The following is a 1,492-nucleotide window of genomic DNA, read 5'->3' as shown; positions in this document are numbered from 1 at the left end:
AAATTATTCTCATGGTAAAGTTTATCCAGCAATCAGCCACTCATTGTCCCGGTTAGTTGTCACCATGATTGTGGCAATCTTCTGATCTTGCCCCAGTTTAACAGACCAGCGCCTTTAGGAGGCTTGTTCGTATAATTGCTCGTATCGTTCAGGTGCCTGATAGTCCAGGCTTGAATGACGACGTACCTTATTGTAGTAGATTTCGATATACTCGAAAATAGTTTGTTGTGCGTCCTCTCTTGTTTTAAATCGTTCTCCGTGAATACACTCCACTTTTAAGCTGTGAAAGAAGCTTTCGGCCACTGCATTGTCGTAGCAATTACCCTTACCGCTCATGCTGCACATTAGCTTGTTGTCCTTTAGAATCTGCTGGTATCGTTTGGAGCAGTACTGACTTCCTCGATCGGAATGCACGATGACATGCTTGGGAAAATGACGTCGCCAAAGAGCCATGGTGAGTGCATCACAGACAATAGCTTGATTTATCCGATTTGACATAGACCAACCGACGACTTGCCTGTTAAACAAATCAATCACGACGGCTAAATAGAGCCAACCCTTCGAGGTCCAAACGTAGGTTATATCTCCTACCCATTTTTCATTGGGGCGACTAGCTGAAAACTTCTGTCCAAGCACGTTGGGCGCTAAAGGTTTTGTGTGATGACTGTCAGTTGTAACCTTAAACTTCTTAGCTTGTTTAGCCTTTAAATTAAGGTGTTTCATGCGACCAGCGACCCGTTTTCGACTTGCGCAACCTCCTTGATCTTGAAGCTCTTGTGAGATTCTAGGGGAGCCATAACGGCCTTTATGTTTCTCAAAGACTTCGGTGATATCAGCATCCAAAACGGCATTAGATTCATCTCTGGCGCTTGGCGGTCGTTTAAGCCATTGGTAATACCCAGGCCTCGAAACTTTGAACACTCTGCATTGAGAACGAACAGACCAGACATCACTATTCTTCTTGATAAAAGCGTATTTCACTTTAGGTTCTTCGCGAAATACGCTGAAGCCTTTTTTAGAATTTCATTTTCCTCTTTCAACCGCTTGTTTTCAGCCTGTAAACGACGATACTCTGCCTTCTCATCGTCATGTTCCTTGGGGGTTAATCCTTTTGACTTGGCTGCATCAAACTTATTTATCCAGCCGTACAATAAGCTGTCACTAATCCCTAGCTCTTTTGCGATGCGGCTCTTTGGCTTTCCTGACTCAAGTGCTTGACGGACCGCCTCCTGCTTGAATTCGTCACTGTAACTGTTGTTTTTCTTCTTGCTCATATATCCTCCGATTTAACCTATTATCTCCTAATTGGAGTGGTCTGTTAAATCGGGGTAGGATCAAAGAAAGAAAAATGCACTTAATTAAAAGCAGAGCTGTAATAACAATAAATCAGACCGTCATTTCATCAAGATAATCAGCCCACTTTTGTAACCAGACTCCCGCTTCTTTTTCATATTTATGAAGATCATAAGTGCCTTCTATACCACTGCGGCTA

The 1,492-nt window shown here is 43.0% G+C and carries 1 protein-coding gene and 1 pseudogene; both read right to left on the bottom strand.

The window, feature by feature from the left end; genetic code table 11:
• Nucleotides 1-114: 114 nt before the first annotated feature.
• A protein-coding gene (locus ACN0IC_RS15400; protein WP_416879634.1) for an IS3 family transposase occupies nucleotides 115-1,274 on the bottom strand; the annotation gives its coding sequence in 2 pieces (ribosomal slippage) (nucleotides 115-1,004 and nucleotides 1,004-1,274; 1,161 coding nt in all).
• Nucleotides 1,275-1,386: 112 nt separating this feature from the next.
• Nucleotides 1,387-1,492: pseudogene (locus tag ACN0IC_RS15395) on the bottom strand (integrase); the annotation flags it as partial.

The sequence above is a fragment of the Litorimonas sp. genome, assembly GCA_029936425.1.
Lineage (GTDB): Bacteria > Pseudomonadota > Alphaproteobacteria > Caulobacterales > Maricaulaceae > Litorimonas.
Note: the sequence above shows the minus strand (reverse complement) of the source record. Positions and strands in the feature narration are given on the sequence as shown.